At 41.5% G+C, this 14,871-nt stretch carries 18 protein-coding genes; 7 read left to right on the top strand and 11 right to left on the bottom strand.

Annotated elements, in window-relative coordinates; translation table 11 throughout:
• Positions 1-141: 141 nt before the first annotated feature.
• On the top strand, positions 142-708 hold the full coding sequence (locus B7E04_RS14120; protein WP_080779240.1) for a YciE/YciF ferroxidase family protein: 567 nt from the start codon (positions 142-144) through the stop codon (positions 706-708).
• A gap of 55 nt (positions 709-763) precedes the next feature.
• Here the strand turns inward: B7E04_RS14120 and B7E04_RS14115 are convergent, their stop codons facing one another.
• Complete coding sequence (locus B7E04_RS14115) at positions 764-1,189, bottom strand: hypothetical protein (protein ID WP_080779239.1); 426 nt, start codon at positions 1,187-1,189, stop codon at positions 764-766.
• 9 nt (positions 1,190-1,198) lie between these two features.
• Positions 1,199-1,567, bottom strand: coding sequence for a hypothetical protein (locus B7E04_RS14110; protein WP_080779238.1), 369 nt, complete (start codon positions 1,565-1,567; stop codon positions 1,199-1,201).
• A 184-nt stretch (positions 1,568-1,751) separates the two neighbouring features.
• Here B7E04_RS14110 and B7E04_RS14105 point away from each other — a divergent pair, with 184 nt between their 5' ends.
• Positions 1,752-2,354 carry a DNA-3-methyladenine glycosylase gene (locus B7E04_RS14105; RefSeq protein ID WP_080779237.1) on the top strand — a complete coding sequence of 201 codons (603 nt, stop codon included), beginning with the start codon at positions 1,752-1,754 and terminating at the stop codon, positions 2,352-2,354.
• 8 nt (positions 2,355-2,362) lie between these two features.
• Here the strand turns inward: B7E04_RS14105 and B7E04_RS14100 are convergent, their stop codons facing one another.
• Positions 2,363-3,760: an alkaline phosphatase gene (locus tag B7E04_RS14100; protein WP_080779236.1), complete on the bottom strand. Its 1,398-nt coding sequence runs from the start codon at positions 3,758-3,760 to the stop codon at positions 2,363-2,365.
• Between the two features lie 83 nt (positions 3,761-3,843).
• Positions 3,844-4,182, bottom strand: a complete 339-nt coding sequence (locus B7E04_RS14095) for a MerC domain-containing protein (protein WP_080779235.1) — start codon at positions 4,180-4,182, stop codon at positions 3,844-3,846.
• 193 nt (positions 4,183-4,375) lie between these two features.
• Between B7E04_RS14095 and B7E04_RS14090 the strand changes: the two genes are divergently transcribed.
• Together B7E04_RS14090 and B7E04_RS14085 are read left to right on the top strand one after the other, a co-directional pair.
• Positions 4,376-4,867, top strand: a complete 492-nt coding sequence (locus B7E04_RS14090; protein WP_080779234.1) for a hypothetical protein — start codon at positions 4,376-4,378, stop codon at positions 4,865-4,867.
• Positions 4,868-4,979: 112 nt separating this feature from the next.
• A complete protein-coding gene (locus tag B7E04_RS14085) occupies positions 4,980-5,147 on the top strand; it encodes a lmo0937 family membrane protein (RefSeq protein WP_117614940.1) in 168 nt (55 codons plus the stop codon).
• Positions 5,148-5,231: 84 nt separating this feature from the next.
• Here the strand turns inward: B7E04_RS14085 and B7E04_RS14080 are convergent, their stop codons facing one another.
• Together B7E04_RS14080 and B7E04_RS14075 are read right to left on the bottom strand one after the other, a co-directional pair.
• Positions 5,232-5,735: a TlpA family protein disulfide reductase gene (locus tag B7E04_RS14080; protein WP_080779232.1), complete on the bottom strand. Its 504-nt coding sequence runs from the start codon at positions 5,733-5,735 to the stop codon at positions 5,232-5,234.
• Positions 5,728-6,162, bottom strand: a complete 435-nt coding sequence (locus tag B7E04_RS14075) for a rhodanese-like domain-containing protein (protein WP_080779231.1) — start codon at positions 6,160-6,162, stop codon at positions 5,728-5,730. The genes B7E04_RS14080 and B7E04_RS14075 overlap by 8 nt, the downstream gene beginning before the upstream one ends.
• A 142-nt stretch (positions 6,163-6,304) precedes the next feature.
• Here B7E04_RS14075 and B7E04_RS14070 point away from each other — a divergent pair, with 142 nt between their 5' ends.
• Positions 6,305-7,963 carry an FAD-binding dehydrogenase gene (locus B7E04_RS14070; RefSeq protein WP_080779230.1) on the top strand — a complete coding sequence of 553 codons (1,659 nt, stop codon included), beginning with the start codon at positions 6,305-6,307 and terminating at the stop codon, positions 7,961-7,963.
• Positions 7,964-8,086: 123 nt separating this feature from the next.
• Positions 8,087-8,890 (top strand): SDR family oxidoreductase, encoded by an 804-nt coding sequence (locus B7E04_RS14065; RefSeq protein WP_080779229.1) that lies wholly within the window; start codon positions 8,087-8,089, stop codon positions 8,888-8,890.
• Positions 8,891-8,961: 71 nt separating this feature from the next.
• On the opposite strand, the gene B7E04_RS14060 is transcribed toward B7E04_RS14065, so the two are convergent.
• Entirely contained in the window at positions 8,962-9,498 is a 537-nt protein-coding gene (locus B7E04_RS14060) for a hypothetical protein (RefSeq protein ID WP_080779228.1), read from the bottom strand.
• Positions 9,499-9,661: 163 nt separating this feature from the next.
• Complete coding sequence (locus B7E04_RS14055) at positions 9,662-10,657, bottom strand: aldo/keto reductase (RefSeq protein ID WP_185117079.1); 996 nt, start codon at positions 10,655-10,657, stop codon at positions 9,662-9,664.
• 141 nt (positions 10,658-10,798) lie between these two features.
• Between B7E04_RS14055 and B7E04_RS14050 the strand changes: the two genes are divergently transcribed.
• On the top strand, positions 10,799-12,073 hold the full coding sequence (locus tag B7E04_RS14050; RefSeq protein WP_080779227.1) for an NAD(P)/FAD-dependent oxidoreductase: 1,275 nt from the start codon (positions 10,799-10,801) through the stop codon (positions 12,071-12,073).
• Between the two features lie 110 nt (positions 12,074-12,183).
• On the opposite strand, the gene B7E04_RS14045 is transcribed toward B7E04_RS14050, so the two are convergent.
• The 3 genes from B7E04_RS14045 to B7E04_RS14035 are packed head-to-tail and all read right to left on the bottom strand — an operon-like array spanning position 12,184 to position 14,761.
• Positions 12,184-13,080, bottom strand: coding sequence for a hypothetical protein (locus B7E04_RS14045; RefSeq protein WP_080779226.1), 897 nt, complete (start codon positions 13,078-13,080; stop codon positions 12,184-12,186).
• A 12-nt stretch (positions 13,081-13,092) separates the two neighbouring features.
• Positions 13,093-13,923, bottom strand: coding sequence for a complement C1q domain-containing protein (locus B7E04_RS14040; protein ID WP_080779225.1), 831 nt, complete (start codon positions 13,921-13,923; stop codon positions 13,093-13,095).
• Positions 13,924-13,933: 10 nt separating this feature from the next.
• The gene (locus B7E04_RS14035; protein ID WP_080779224.1) at positions 13,934-14,761 is read right to left on the bottom strand and encodes a complement C1q domain-containing protein; all 828 of its coding nucleotides are present in this window, start codon (positions 14,759-14,761) and stop codon (positions 13,934-13,936) included.
• Positions 14,762-14,871 lie beyond the last annotated feature (110 nt).

The following is a 14,871-nucleotide window of genomic DNA, read 5'->3' as shown; positions in this document are numbered from 1 at the left end:
ATTTCATTTTTGTATGGCCTTTAATCTGTAAAAATCATATCCCCGCACATGGTCTGGTACCACATTAATGCCCGGAATCCGGGACTAATATTATCATTGCAGGGTTAGGTATAAAATAATCAATCACTAAATTATCATATTATGGAAACGAAAAAAACAGCAAAAAGAACGGTGTCGAAAACTACAGCTAAGAAAACAGGAAAAACGCCTGCTAAAAAAAATGCAGCCAAAGAGCTGAAAGATTTATTTGAAGATTCTCTGAAAGATATCTACTGGGCGGAAAAAGCTCTTGTAAAAGCCCTCCCCAAAATGCATAAAAATGCTACGGATAAAAATCTGAAGGCAGGCATTGAAAAACACTTCAACGAAACCAAAATTCACGTGAAAAGACTTGAAGAATGTTTTGCCGCAATTGGAAAAAAGGCTCAGGCTAAAAAATGTGATGCCATGCAGGGATTACTGGATGAAGGGAAAAGCATTATGGAAGAAACCGAAGCCGGACCTGTAAGAGATGCCGGAATTATTGCAGCTGCCCAGAAAGTGGAGCATTATGAAATTGCCACTTATGGAACATTGGCTGCTTACGCTAAAGTTCTGAAAGAAAAAGACTGTCTTAAAAATCTGCTGGCTACCCTTGCCGAAGAAAAAAAATGTGACGAATTGCTCACAAAGGTTGCAGATACAGCCATCAACAGCAAAGCAAAATAAGCAATATTCAATTAAAAGAGGCCTTTTTAAGGTCTCTTTTAATTTTAATTTCCATTTATTTATTCATGCTTCTGATCTGTTCGCTGATCTTAATCCAGTTGATGCTGTCTGCTATATGGAGTTCCTTATCAAACTGCTGTTTCCAGTTTTTCCCCAGCTTATGCTCAAGACTTTTGAAATAAAGATCATTAGACCGCTCAGCCTCTCTTTGTAGCTTTCTGGTTTTATCATCTATCTCACATCCGGTTTCTACCCGTTCATAGCATAATCCCCATTTTTTTACCAGGCTGTCAATGGCATAATAGGCTCCTTCGGGAGGAAGTTCACCGACCCTGATATCCTTCCAGCAGAGCAATTCCGTTTTGTCTGAAGTTTTCGTTTTAGCATTGGCTGATTGGGCCTTTTTCGAAGTATCCTGACTACAGGAGACCTGGAAAAGAAACATAGCCAGGACTATTATTGAGTGATTATATTTTTCCATAACAAAATTTTAAAATGTGATCTCTTTTTTACCGATAAATTCCAGTACCCGGTTTCTTGAAATTACCTGGTTGCCTGCAAAAAATTCATCATCATCCAGACGGGCCAATGAAACGGTAGACTGTCCGGAAAGCCATGAGACAAACTGCTCTCTGTTTTCAAATACTTTGGATGCCTCAAGATAGCCGTCATAAATTTCTCCGTAGAAAAACCGTTGATGCTCATCAGCCTGCATTCCCATTCCGCAGTAATCCCGGTGACTGTAGCCTAAAATCTTTCCGGTTTGTAGCTGATCCGCAACCAGATTGGCTATCCTGTGTCCGAACGGCGTTCTATTTTCCGGCAATTCCAGATAGGCTAAATACTCTTCATTGTTCATAGGTGAATGATTTGAATTTCAATGATCTGCGTGGGCAAAATCATTCTGGTTTGAAATTAATCATTTTTTGCCAAAGTCTTATTTTTTTAAGTAATAGATTATAAAGAAATGATGATATGAACACTTTGATAATAAGTATCTGATGCCTACATTTGCTTTGTCTTAAACAATAAATACAGCAGATTTGAAACTTCCCCTTTCCTATTACCTGAATCAGGATGTTATTTTCCTGGCTAAAGATCTTTTGGGAAAAATTCTTTTTACCGAGATTGACGGGCAGATTACGGCCGGCATTATTGTAGAAACCGAAGCCTATTTCGGGGTGGTAGATAAAGCTTCCCATGCGTATGGCGGGCGGCGTACCGAACGGACTGAGACCTTATACAGCCAGGGCGGCGTTTCTTATGTGTATTTATGTTATGGAATTCATCATCTTTTCAATGTGGTGACGTCTGTGGAGGGTGAGCCTCATGCGGTACTGATCCGCGCTGTAGAACCTCTGGTGGGACAGGACATTATGGAGCTGAGACGTAAAATGTCTTCTACAAAACCTGCTATTTCATCCGGACCCGGTTCAGCAGCTAAAGCTTTGGGTATTGATCGTAATTTTAACAGGAAACATCTCACCGAAAGCGAAATCTGGATTGAAGATCACGGAATCCGGTATGCCCCGGAAGAGATTGTTGCCGGACCGCGTATTGGAGTAGCATATGCCCAGGAAGACGCTTTACTGCCGTGGCGTTTTTATATCACAGGAAATAAATATGTGAGTAAGCCAAGATCCTGACAAACAGTTTATATCTGCGTTGCCTTAAGCATCAGGTAATGCAGATCCGTGTTTTTAATAAAAGCCGGCAAAAGCTCCTTTCCCGGACCGTAGACGGCCACTTCCACATAATCTCCCGAGTGATCCATGCTGATCCAGCCCACAGAATTATGCTTTTTCTGAATATCCGAATACGCCTTAAAAGGCAGTTTTTTGTAGTTGTAAATTCCGGTTTCCTGTTTTTCCAACCCTGAGTAAAAGCTTAATAAATACCTGGCGTCATCATCGGCAAGACTTATTTTATTGGTTTCATAAATCCAGTCTTTCATCTTCTGAAGATTAAAATCAGGACGAATGGCATTCAGGATATACTCGTTGGTATATTGGTAATGAGAGATGCTGTTAAAATTTTTAGTGGCATCCGGACCATAAATAGTTCCGGGATTGGCATTTCCATGATCTGTAGTAATGATTACCAGTGTATTCTGGTCTTTTTCTGCAAAATCCATAACAGTTTTTACTGCTTCATCAAACGCAAGCTGGTCATGGATCAAAGCCGCAATATCATTGGCATGGGCAGCCCAGTCTACTTTTCCGCCTTCTACCTGCAACACAAAGCCTTCCGGATGGTCTTTCATCTGATCTATTGCGGTTTGGGCCATTTCGGCAAGAGAAGGTGTGTTCTGGAGTTCAGCAATATGAGCCCTGTCGATGGAATACGGAAGCGCCCCGGAATTGAAAACACCCAGAAGCTTCTTTCCCTTTTCAATATTTTTTAAATTAGCCCTGTTGTTAAGGATCTGATAGCCTTTTTGTTTGTAAATCCCATACACATCTTTCTGATCTTCTCGTTTTAAAGGATTAAAGAACTCATCGCCACCGCCCATCATCACATCAAAACCTATTTCAGCATACATTTCTGCAATATCGTTTTCTGCATTTCTGCTGTCTGAGTTCACACAGAACCCTGCCGGAGTGGCATGGGTAATGGTTACCGTGGTTACACATCCGGTCTTTTTTCCTGCTTTTTTAAATTTTTGCCAGGCCGGAACATATTTTTCACCATGAGAACCGATGTTAAGAACTCCATTTTTCACCCGGAAGCCTCCCCCAAAGGAAGAACTTGCTGCTGCAGAATCTGTAACGATAGAACTTGCAGAGGCCGTGTCCATCAAAGCCCTGGATACTTTATTTTCATCATACAGATTCATCCAGTTGGTGGTTTTGCCTAAAATATTTCTGGAATAGAGATCGGCCATAGCCAAAGTTCCGGAGCTCATCCCGTCACTGATCATAAAAATAATATTTTTTGCTTTTTTCCTGGGCTCAGGAATTTCTTTCATGGAATTGGCGAAGAAATCAGCCGGATTTAAAGTAAGCAGGCCTGAAACTAATGCTGAACCTTTTAAAAATTGGCGTCTCTCCATGGTCGTAAGATTTTGTAATGCAATTTATTGGGTAATTAATACTGATGACATAAAGTGGCGTTAATTAATTATGAATTTTCCGGTTAATGCCGGTGGTTCTTAAAGTTGATAAGGTGACCCGCTATCAGTCCTGCTGCTCCTGCATAAATGAGTGGAATATGTACTTCAAAGATAAAATCCGCCAGAACTGAAATGGAGATTAAAATAATGGAAGCCCAGAATAAAGCCTTCAGCCAACGTCTGGTCATGGATTTTGTAACCTTGTACACCACGAGAGCTCCGATGATCAGGAAAGCCAGGTCAATATAGGGATTGTGCGATATTCCCAGTGGAATGATCATCAGTAAAGGAAAGGCAATGCAATGGATAAGACATAGAACTGCTGCAGAAATTCCCACTGCATCTAATATTTTCGATTTCATAAAATAAGGGATTTAAATTTCTTGTTGTAAGTCTGGGGCAAAGGTATAGAATAAAATTCAAATATTGCAACTTTGTTGCATTAAATTAAAACACTCCCTACTTTGCGACCTACGATTAAATTTAAATTCCCTGATCTTTTTGATAAAGTCAATAAAAATACTATTTTTATTTTCAAAAAAGTAAACACCCATTATGCCGACTGAAGCTTCCCATAAGCTGATTCCGATGACGGATTTCGTTATTGAATACTACGCCAACGAAGGATATGCCGATCTCCAGACCCTGAGACTGATGAAAAATTATGCCGGTTTTTTAAGAAAACCCCTGACATTGGGAATGCTGGTTCCCGTGGATACGCAAGGAAACGTCCTGAAAGAGCCCAAGAATTATTCCGCCTGGAAATCCTTGGATCATAATGACGGAAAAAGAGATACTACGGCAGGTTTTGAAGAATATATCCACTATCAGAAAGCAGAACAGCACTGTCTGTTGGAAGGATTTTCCGTAGCATATAATGGGTATTCCGTAGTAAGGCTTGTTGCTTCCTATAATGAGAGTATTGAACTTTCTTTTAACAAAAGCGACCTGATGTCATCCACATTTACAGATATTGAATCGCTTACTGTTTTTGATGCCATTTACCTGACTACTCTTGCCTTAAAAATGATTGGGATCACGAAATAATTTCTCTTCATAACATAATATAGATACCACATTTTTAGTAATATTAATGATTTGTTCTCATAAAGGCACAGAATGTGTATTAAAAGAAAACATAACATTAAAATTTAAAGTCATGAGAAATTTATTATGGTTAGTAGCCGTCATCTGTATTATTGTCTGGCTTCTTGGAATGTTGAACATTATCCCGGGAATCAGTACGAGTTATTTAGTGCACGTTCTGTTGGTTATCGCTATCATTGTGGTGCTTTATAATATTATTTCCGGTAAAAGACCTCTTTAATCATCAACTAATTTTTACTGGGTATCAAATAAAAAACGGGTCAGAAATATTTTTCTGACCCGTTTTTTATTAGTTTCTGAAGTTTTAATTAAGTTTCAGATGCTTGCTGATAAAGCCTTCCAGCTCTTTTCCATGAAGGTTTTTAGCAATGATCTTTCCCTGTGTATCAATAACCACATTAAAAGGAAGTTCTTCAATGGCATAAGCTTTAGCAACAGGGCTCCTCCAGAATTTCAGATCGCTCACCTGTGGCCAGCTGATTTCAAAACGGTCGATGGCTTTCTGCCAGCTTTCCTTATTCCGGTCTAAAGAAACACCGAGTATTTCAAACTCCTTTCCTTTTGTTTTTTGATATAATGTTTTCAGTTCGGGCTGTTCTTCCATACACGGTGAACACCAGGTAGCCCAAAAGTCAATCAGGACCAGCTTCCCTTTTAAAGACGAAAGGCTGAAAGGAGTACCGTCATTTTTCGATAATGTAATTTCCGGGGCCTGCTGCCCTATTTCGAGCTTAGCCTGCTGTGCAGCTGCATATCCTGTAAGAATCAATACAGAGAATAAGGTAAGAATAGCTTTCATATTATTCATTGATAGGATAGTCTTTATCCAGCCAGTCAGCTTTAATATTTTTTGGAAGATTCAGAAGTTTTGCATTTTTGAAACCCATTTCCTGAAGGAGATTAAAAGCAGGACGGATGTTCGGACATTTTACAAACGGACAGCATCCACAATAGATCACCACTTCCTTATCTTTTGGAATATCCTTTAAATAATTTCTTAATTTTTCAAGATTTTCAGGCTCTCGGGTTGGTCCGATATCCACAGAGCCTTTAATAATAGCTTCCGGCCCTACTGAAATAACGACCATATTTTTTGTTTTACTTTCAGTAATTCTTGAGGCTAAAAGCGCCGGATCCATCAACTGGCTTTCCGTCCACGGATCCTGTTTCTGCTGTGCTGTAAGCTGGCTGAACATCGAACACACCAGAAAAGCCATCATAAACAAATATTTCATTCTTCTTTTTTAACAAAGATATGAATTTACACACAGTATGATCAGCATAGTTTTGTTTGAAGTAATTTAAGTGATCCCATCTCAAATATTTTATATATTTATTGTAGGATAATAAAAGGACAAACAAAAGTAAATCAATACCATGGACGAGAAATTCCAGCCTTATGTGATTATTGTAGGTTCCGGCTTGGCAGGTCTCACGGCTGCTATGGAAATTACCAATTCCGGAAAAAAAGTACTTCTGCTGGATCAGGAAACGGAGCAGAATATCGGCGGACAGGCATTCTGGTCGTTCGGAGGTCTGTTTCTGATCAATTCTCCCCAGCAGCGCAGAATGGGGATTAAAGATTCCTATGAGCTGGCTCTTCAGGACTGGAAAGGGACCGCCGGATTTGACCGTAAAGAAGATTACTGGCCAAGAAAATGGGCGGAAGCTTATCTGAAATTTGCCGCTAATGAAAAATATGATTATGTTTCCAGACTGGGCATTAAATTTATGTTTATGGTAGGCTGGGCAGAGCGTGGTGATGGTTCAGCAACAGGCCACGGGAATTCTGTGCCACGCTTTCATGTCAGCTGGGGAACGGGAACAGGAGTGGTGAAACCGTTTGTGGATAAAGCCTATGAAGCTCAGAAAAAAGGACTTTTACAGATGAAATTCAGACACAGGGTTACTGAACTGATCGTGGAAGAGGATGCTGTGAAAGGCCTTAAAGGAGACATTCTTGAAAATGACGATAAAGAGAGAGGTGTAGAAACCAACAGAAATGTAATTTCCCGTTTTGAATATCATGCTCCTCACGTCATCATTGCATCCGGAGGAATTGGAGCCAATCATGAACTGGTCAGGAAAAACTGGCCGGAAAGATTAGGAAAAGCCCCGGAAAATATGGTGTGTGGAGTCCCGGCTTATGTAGATGGAAAAATGATTGGAATTGCCGAAAGTTCCGGAGCGCATATTATCAATCCGGACAGAATGTGGCACTATACGGAAGGCATACAAAACTGGAATCCTATTTGGCCGAAACACGGCATACGAATACTTCCCGGACCGTCTTCACTCTGGTTTGATGCCAAAGGAGAACGCCTCCCCGCCCCATTCCTGCCTGGTTTTGATACGTTGGGAACGCTTAAGTATATCCAGGAAACCGGTTATTCCTATTCCTGGTTTATTCTGACGCAAAAAATCATCAAAAAAGAATTTGCCCTCTCCGGATCAGAACAGAACCCGGATATTACCAATAAAGATTACGGCCTTTTCCTGAAAAGAATCTTTGGAAAGAAAGCACCGGGTCCTGTAGAAGCTTTTAAAGAGCACGGAAAAGATTTTATCGTTTCAAACAATTTGAAAGACCTGGTGGAAAGAATGAATCTTCTGTCCGGAGATCATCTTCTGGATTATGATAAAATTAAAGAACAGATTGAAGCCAGAGATATGGAACTGGACCATAAGTTTTCAAAAGATACTCAGGTGAACTATATCAGAAATACCAGAAATTATTTAGGAGACAAACTCGGACGCGTGGCAAGCCCCCATAAAATACTGGACCCAAAGAATGGCCCCCTGATTGCAGTACGACTTAATATTCTTACCCGAAAGACACTGGGTGGCATAAAAACAAATCTGAACGGACAGGTTTTAAAAGAAGACGACTCTGTGATCAAAGGACTGTATGCAGCAGGTGAAGCCGCAGGCTTTGGCGGCGGCGGAATGCATGGCTACCGGGCACTGGAAGGAACATTTCTTGGTGGATGCATTTTTTCAGGAATGACGGCGGGGAAATATATTGCAGGACTTTGAAAAAGTCAATGATGAATTCTTCTCCGAAGATCAGTGATGAATTTTTTCATTTAAGTGAGGAAGGCGAAGAAAGCGGAGAAAGCAAATTAAAGAAAAAATAACACAAAACTTAAAAATACAACGATGAATACTTATTTTGATAATAAAACAGTCTGGGTCACCGGGGCTTCTTCCGGCATAGGTGAAGCGCTTGTGAATGAGCTGGCACAAAAAAGCAGTGCAAAAATTATTCTTTCATCAAGAAATAAGGAACAGCTGAACGCTGTGGCACAAAAAGCAGGGTTACATGCCGACCGTTTCTATGTTTTACCTCTGGACCTTGCAGATTATAAAAAAATGCCGGATATTGCCATGGAAGCTATAGAAAAGTTTGGAAAAATAGATATCCTGGTCAATAATGCAGGCCTTTCACAAAGATCTCTGGCCATGGATACCGATATAGAAGTGGACAAACGCCTTATGGATATTGATTTCGTAGGGACGGTAGCCCTGACGAAAGCTATACTGCCCTACATGATCCGGAATGGTGGCGGGCAGATTGCAGTAGTGACCAGTCTCATGGGAGCTTTCGGAGGCCCGATGCGAAGCAGCTATGCAGCCGCTAAACATGCCCTTCACGGTTTTTTCGACTCATTGCGGGCCGAATTATATACAAAACAGATTGGTATTACCCTTATCTGTCCCGGGTTTATACAGACCAATATTTCTATTAATGCCGTCACAGGTAACGGTTCCCCACAGGGAACAATGGATGACGCTACAATGAAAGGAATGCCGGCTGACGTCTTTGCCCGGAAAATGCTTTCTGCCATTTCAAAAAAGAAAAACCAGGTAGCCATTGGCGGTCAGGAAGTGATGGGGATCTATCTCAAGAGGTTTTTTCCCGGGCTGTTGGCCAAGATTGTCCGTAAAGCAAAAGTAGTTTGATGAGAAGCGAAAAGGCAAAGAGGCTAAACGGCGAAAAAGCTTATTTGTAAATTTGCCCTTTAGCCTTTCACCTACTTAATATTGTTTTCCGTTTCAAATTCAATTTGCGTTTTGAACAGTTGTTCATCTGCCTTAAAAACTTTCTGGTACAGCTGCTGTTTTTCATGGCCAAGCTCAAGCCTCCGGTCCTGTGCTGCCCGGATTTGCTTATCTTCTTTTCCGTACCGCATGATCTTCTCTTGCTCTATTTCTTCTCTCGAGAATACAAAAAGGTCTTTAAGCAATGTATAATAATCAACCGCTGCTTTCTGAACTTCTTTTCCTTTTTTCACACCCTCTGTGTCTGCATTTCTAATGTCCTGAATAACCCGGTTGAATTCAGTTTCTTCTTTGCTGACGATATCCAGAGCTTTTGAATAATCATAAGCGATCAGATGATTCAGTTTGATTGATTCAAGGCCTTTTTCGCCAATTACCATCGCGGTCACCTGGGATTCTTTCTTTTCAAGAAGTTCGTTAAGATGCGTTGCCTTTTTATTCGTACATGAATAAAAGACGGTAAGGATTAAAACAACTGATGCAGAAGGGTTAGAAATTTTACGAATCATAAGAATCAGATTAATAAGCAATTAAATATATGAAAATAATTTCTTGTGGCTGAGCTGAAAATTGTTTTCTCATGCATCTACGCGATCTTCATCCAAAATCTTATAGTTGATTTTGCATTTATAGATTTGTAATCAAAGCAATTTTAAAAAGTGGACTTCCTCTTTAACTATTATCCGGAATTTGTGCCTTCTCATAAATCAGGCCTTCATATTGCAGTTCACTCCAGAAGTTGGCAGGAATATTTGAATGAAGAGCATTCACGTTATCCTGAACCTGTTCCGGGCGGCTGGCTCCGGGAATAATGGACGCAAATTCATCAGACGCCAGCACAAAATGAAGGGCAGCATGCACGGGATCTGTATTATATTTTTTTGCTATTTCAGTAATTCTGGCCCGTTTTTCAGCCATCCCTTTAGGAATGACGTCTTTATAATTGTACCGCTCTCTTCCGGCAATATATCCCGAATTGTATCCTGCCCCGGAAACCAGCTTCACGCCTGCTTTTTTTACGGCGGGGAGGAGCCTGTCAACCGCATCTTCATGTTCCAGTATTGAATACTGCGTTGCGGAAAGACAGATATCCGGGTCTGCAGATTCTATACAGTCTAAAATTGGTTCGATTTTATTAACTCCCATTCCCCAGGCTTTGATTGTTCCCTGATCACGCAGCTCGGAAAGAACTTTGAACGCTCCTTTCCTCGCCTGTTCCAGAAAATAAGGATACCGGTCCCCTACCTGATCTTCAGATAGGTCATGTACGTAAACGATATCGATATGATCCAGTCCGGTCCTCTTCAGGCTGTCTTCGATGGATCTTTTAACTGCATCTGCAGTATAATCATGTTTAAAATCATAATTAAGCGGATTCTTCCACATCGTCGGAGGAACTTCGGATTCCGGTACTTCGTGAAAAAGTCTACCCACTTTAGTTGAAAATATAAAATCATTTCTTTCTTTATCCTTTAAAAACTCCCCGAATCTTCTTTCGCTTTTAGTGAGACCATACCAGGGAGAAGTATCAAAATAACGTACTCCCAGATCCCACGCAGTCTGTAAAATTTTTAAGGATTCCTCATTACTTATGTCCTCAAAGGCTGTTCCTATAGCTACTCCGCCTATTCCTAATCTGTGCTTTTCAGTTAAAATATCCGCTTTCATATGATCATATTTAAGTGTTGGTACTAAAACGGATGCAAACATCATGCTTTTCATTTCATATATTATGTTAAATGTTTGAAATATGGCTCAATTGGTCCTGTTATTGAATGAAATATGTACACCACTTCAATATCAGTTCATATGAAAAAGCACATCATAATCGTAGGAGGAGGATTTGCCGGCATTAATCTTATCAAATCCCTCAGAAACGATAAAAGATTCAGGATTACGCTGGTTGATAAAAATAATTACCATTTTTTTCCGCCGCTGATTTATCAGGTCGCGACGTCATTCATTGAAGCCTCGAATATCAGCTATCCTTTCCGCAAATTATTTTCCAATGATAAAAATGTCAGCTTTCACATGGGAAGCCTTGTCCGTGTAATTCCTGAAAGTAAAACCCTTGAAACCGACACCGGAAATCTGCAGTACGATTATCTCGTTCTCGCTATGGGAACTGAATCTAATTTTTTCGGAATGGAAAATGTGCAGAAATGTGCCCTCCCGATGAAAAACATAGAAGAAGCCCTCTATTTACGGAACCATATTTTGCTGACCCTGGAAGAAGCGGCCCGGAATAAAGATATAAAAGAAGCTGAAAAACTTCAGAATATTGTGATTGCAGGTGGCGGGCCTACCGGTGTGGAGCTGGCAGGAATGCTGGCAGAGATGGGAGGATATATTGCTCAGAAAGAATATCCCGAGATTAAATTAAGCCTTTCTAACCTGTATCTCATTGATGCCCTGCCCTCTTTACTTTCGCCGATGAGTGCCATGGCGCAGAAAACAGCTTACGAAACCTTGCGGGAACTGGGCGTGAAAATCCTTCTGAATGTTTCCGTAAAAGATTATAAAGACTGTAAGGTGATTTTAAGTGACGGCAGTTCAATAGAAACAGAAACCCTGATCTGGACTTCCGGGGTTATCGGCAGGGAAGTTCCGGGAATGCCGGAAGAAAGTGTGGGAAAAGGAAGAAGGCTGTTGGTGGATGCCTACAATAAAGTGGAACATACCCAAAACATATATGCACTTGGCGACCTATGCCTGATGCTTTCTGAAGAAAAATATCCTAAGGGGCATCCCCAGCTGGCGCAGGTGGCCATTCAGCAGGCCAAAAATTTAGCCGCCAATTTTCAGCGTGTGGAACATGAAAAAGTACTGCATGCTTTTGAATACAATGACAAAGGCAGCATGGCCATTATTTCAAAATTCAACGCGGTGGTGGATCTTCCGAAACATTCTTTTAAAGGATTTATTGCGTGGCTTACCTGGCTTTTTATCCATATTATTCCTCTCATCGGATTCAGAAGCAAAGTTCAGCTGGCACTGGACTGGTTCCGTCTGTTTATCACCAATAATCCTTCCATAAGGCTTATCCTGCATCCCAAAAGAAATACCGGCGAAACTACGCTTTAAAAAATATTAATCCTGTCGGGTTTCTGCCTGATAAAAACAGAGAAGAATAAAGATCATGTATTGATACAAAATAACCTCTTATTCAGAGGTTATTTTTGTGTAGTTAATTATTATTGTTCAACAATGGTCAGTACGTTATATCCTCCTGTATTCAGAAGCGGACGCTTATCCGGATCCCAGGATACGTTAATCCATACAAAAGGCCTTAGCTTGTCCCCTGCATTCAGGTATAAACTTGCGGTAGATGCCGATCCTGCAATAACAGCATTGGGAGGATTTCCCGTGTCCTGCGGATACCCGTTATTGGTTTTAATTCTCTGTATAACTGTATTGGAGGAATTTCTCACTTCCCAGATCGCTTCCGTTTGATTTTGTCCAAAATTGGTATTGATCTGGCTTGGTGCGAGGGCAAAAGTAAAAGTAACGAAGTATACTCCTGCTCTCGGGGCAATAAACTCCCCTGTGGCCGGATCAAAATTGGTTCTGGGCTGTCCGGAGTCTGAATCCAGTTTTTCTGTCCATGAGGTAAGATAGGCCGAAGATCGGCCGGGAATACCGTCTGTATAATTCCCTATAGGCCACAATCCGGTTTCAAAAACGGTAGAATTGTTATTGGTCTTTTCAGCCATGACAATAATTCTCGGTTTTCCATAAGGAAGGATCGGAACCCAGACTGTTCCGTCAGAATATTCTATATATCCCTGTACCCCGATAGCGGGGTTCGGGTTGTACCGCATCGCTCCGGCTCCGGCTTCAGCAGCAGTTTGATTGGTCATTCCTATAGCCATGGAGCCATTGGTACCGTTTCTGAGGTCGATTGCTGTTTTTGGAGTGGCAACCCCTACTCCTATTTTTCCGGTTTTATCTATAATCACTTTTTCAGCAGTACTGATTTCCATGGCATTGGCCGGGCTGGGATTACTGTTTCCAATACCTATTTGGGCGAATATCAGATGAGGAAGAACACCAAGGCCAAGAAAAGTTATTGTTTTTGTATTTAGTTTCATCTTGCGTTGTTTTTATAATTCGTAAATGCTGATACTGTTGTTGGTACCACTGTTGGATGTGTTTATATTCCTGCTGCCTCCAAAGTTCTGGAATACCTTAAACTGTATGGTGTTGCCCGCTGACAGGTTAAAAATAGCGGTACAGTTGCCTCCTACAATATTATTGACCGTTGAAACATCCCATGCAGGATAAGAATTGACACTTCTGTAAGTCTGGATATTATTCGCAGCGGTATTACTCTCTATAATGGTCTCGATCCTTGAATTCTGGGCAATATTGCCATCAGCCAGCGTAATATTGAAAGAAACAATATAAAACCCGTTTCTTGGAGCTGTGAAGGTTCCGGTAGTTCCATTGAAATTGGACTGAGCGTCTGTCAGCACAGACCATCCGCTGACTACAGTGGTGGAATTATTGGCCAGTGCCTGTACACTGCTTTTATTAGCCAGAACCAGTGCTTTCGGAGGTAAGGTCATGGGGAGGTTGTGCCAGGATACACCATCGGAATACTGGATAATATTCCCGGTGCTGTACCGAATAGCCCCACCGCCGGCTGCAGCGGCTGTCTGCGTGCTTGTTCCAAGGCCTATAATTCCCTTTTGGTCTGCTGAACGGACATCCACTTTGGTTTTGGGATTTAAAAGTCCTACTCCCAGCTTACCTTCGGAGGTTACCACCATATCGTTTAAGATCTGAGGAGCAGATGGCGGTACACTGCTGTTATCTCTGGCTCCGTCTATGTGAAATGCCTGCATCGGATCTTTGGTGAAAACTCCCACCTGTGCCTGCAGAAAGAACGGCAGGAAAAAGATCAGGAACTGATATCTATTCTTAATTTTCATTTTGTATTTTTTAATGTTCTATAATGGTCAGGTTGTTGAATCCGGCATCCGGGTGGGTCCAGTCCGCATTTACCCTTAATGCTCTTGCTCCGGATCCTGTAATATTCTGATTAAGTTGTGGCCGAACCGTCTGTCCGGCGGCCAGATTTACAGTAATCACTGCAGAACCTCCCACCTGTGCCTCTTCATTACCACGGGCAAATGTTTTATAAGAACGTGCCAGAATAGCATTTGTGGTAGGGCTGTAAAACTGGCTGGTTACTTCAGAAGAATTGGCGACTGTGCCTGAAACGAAATTGTATGTCATCAGAAATGTGTAGACTCCGGCTCTGGGTGCTGTGAAAATTCCTGTAGCAGGCTCAAAACTGTTAGACAGGTCCCTCACTTCGTCCCAACCGGTAATATTCACATCTGTATTATAGTTTACAGAAAATGCATTAGTCATTCTGGCCACTACAACAGCTTTGGTAGGCAGGACAAGCGCGGCCTCCCAAACGTTTCCGTCGGAGACCTGAATTCTCGCCTGTGTGGGCTCATACCTTACAGCTCCGGCCCCCGCCGCACTGGCGGTCATGGTAGTAGAGCCCAGTCCTATTGCGTTCTGTGATCCGGCCGACCGCATGTCCAGTTTTACAACGGGATTTAAAACACCCAAGCCGATAAAGCCGGTATTTTTGATCATTACGTCATTACTGAGTTCTGCAGGAGTGGGTGAAGCGGTATTGTCTTTTGCACCGTCTATGTGCAGGGCTCCCAGCGGGTTGCTGGTACTGATTCCTATCTGCGCAGCAATAGGCACCGAAGCCAGAACGGCCAGGGATAGCAATTTTTTTTTCATTGAATATGTGTTTTATAATTTAATTGGGGTCTGATGATCTTAAAAAATTTATGAACATCAAAACCGAAGTGCAAAAATAAATTATTCTTCTTATTCATTTCCCTACTTGT

The sequence above is a fragment of the Chryseobacterium phocaeense genome (assembly GCF_900169075.1).
Classification (GTDB): Bacteria; Bacteroidota; Bacteroidia; order Flavobacteriales; family Weeksellaceae; genus Chryseobacterium; species Chryseobacterium phocaeense.
The sequence above is the reverse complement of the archived record's forward strand: the minus strand, read 5'-3'. Positions and strand labels throughout refer to the sequence as shown.

What these genes read in the sequence shown, in the direction of transcription:
- B7E04_RS14095 (WP_080779235.1), bottom strand. Translation starts at nt 4,182, where the DNA reads ATGAAATCGAAAATATTAGATGCAGTGGGAATTTCTGCAGCAGTTCTA.
- B7E04_RS14100 (WP_080779236.1), bottom strand. Translation starts at nt 3,760, where the DNA reads ATGGAGAGACGCCAATTTTTAAAAGGTTCAGCATTAGTTTCAGGCCTG.
- B7E04_RS14080 (WP_080779232.1), bottom strand. Translation starts at nt 5,735, where the DNA reads ATGAATAATATGAAAGCTATTCTTACCTTATTCTCTGTATTGATTCTT.
- B7E04_RS14045 (WP_080779226.1), bottom strand. Translation starts at nt 13,080, where the DNA reads ATGAAACTAAATACAAAAACAATAACTTTTCTTGGCCTTGGTGTTCTT.
- B7E04_RS14065 (WP_080779229.1), top strand. Translation starts at nt 8,087, where the DNA reads ATGAATACTTATTTTGATAATAAAACAGTCTGGGTCACCGGGGCTTCT.
- B7E04_RS14085 (WP_117614940.1), top strand. Translation starts at nt 4,980, where the DNA reads ATGAGAAATTTATTATGGTTAGTAGCCGTCATCTGTATTATTGTCTGG.
- B7E04_RS14040 (WP_080779225.1), bottom strand. Translation starts at nt 13,923, where the DNA reads ATGAAAATTAAGAATAGATATCAGTTCCTGATCTTTTTCCTGCCGTTC.
- B7E04_RS14075 (WP_080779231.1), bottom strand. Translation starts at nt 6,162, where the DNA reads ATGAAATATTTGTTTATGATGGCTTTTCTGGTGTGTTCGATGTTCAGC.
- B7E04_RS14035 (WP_080779224.1), bottom strand. Translation starts at nt 14,761, where the DNA reads ATGAAAAAAAAATTGCTATCCCTGGCCGTTCTGGCTTCGGTGCCTATT.
- B7E04_RS14055 (WP_185117079.1), bottom strand. Translation starts at nt 10,657, where the DNA reads ATGAAAGCGGATATTTTAACTGAAAAGCACAGATTAGGAATAGGCGGA.
- B7E04_RS14070 (WP_080779230.1), top strand. Translation starts at nt 6,305, where the DNA reads ATGGACGAGAAATTCCAGCCTTATGTGATTATTGTAGGTTCCGGCTTG.
- B7E04_RS14110 (WP_080779238.1), bottom strand. Translation starts at nt 1,567, where the DNA reads ATGAACAATGAAGAGTATTTAGCCTATCTGGAATTGCCGGAAAATAGA.
- B7E04_RS14115 (WP_080779239.1), bottom strand. Translation starts at nt 1,189, where the DNA reads ATGGAAAAATATAATCACTCAATAATAGTCCTGGCTATGTTTCTTTTC.
- B7E04_RS14090 (WP_080779234.1), top strand. Translation starts at nt 4,376, where the DNA reads ATGCCGACTGAAGCTTCCCATAAGCTGATTCCGATGACGGATTTCGTT.
- B7E04_RS14050 (WP_080779227.1), top strand. Translation starts at nt 10,799, where the DNA reads ATGAAAAAGCACATCATAATCGTAGGAGGAGGATTTGCCGGCATTAAT.
- B7E04_RS14060 (WP_080779228.1), bottom strand. Translation starts at nt 9,498, where the DNA reads ATGATTCGTAAAATTTCTAACCCTTCTGCATCAGTTGTTTTAATCCTT.
- B7E04_RS14120 (WP_080779240.1), top strand. Translation starts at nt 142, where the DNA reads ATGGAAACGAAAAAAACAGCAAAAAGAACGGTGTCGAAAACTACAGCT.